The organism is Spirulina sp. CCY15215 (assembly GCF_016888125.1).
In the GTDB taxonomy this organism is placed as follows: Bacteria; Cyanobacteriota; Cyanobacteriia; order Cyanobacteriales; family Spirulinaceae; genus CCY15215.
The window spans coordinates 1-222 of the sequence record NZ_JACSWA010000070.1 but is presented as its reverse complement, the minus strand read 5'-3'; the positions used below and the strand labels follow the sequence as shown (position 1 = coordinate 222).

Sequence of the window (222 nt, the reverse complement as noted above, 5' to 3'; positions counted from 1 at the left end):
CATTTGAACGAGAGTTTGATTCTCTAGAAATCCGAGAAGAAGACATCCTTTTTGCACGGGGTTGTCTGTCTACTCCCGAAGATGAATTGACTCAACAAGACAAGGAAGAAGAGGAAAACAAGACTTCTGAAGAGGGGGAAGAAGAGGAAATCGTAGCGGGAGAAGAAAATGAAGATTCTTCCCCTGGCAGCGATCGCGCTTGTCGTCCTATTGGCGATGATA

At 45.5% G+C, this 222-nt stretch carries 1 protein-coding gene; it reads left to right on the top strand.

The annotated features are described in order from the left end of the window. Nucleotides 1-222, top strand: a 222-nt coding sequence (locus JUI58_RS00300) for a hypothetical protein (protein WP_204101762.1), incomplete at both ends; no start/stop codon positions are given.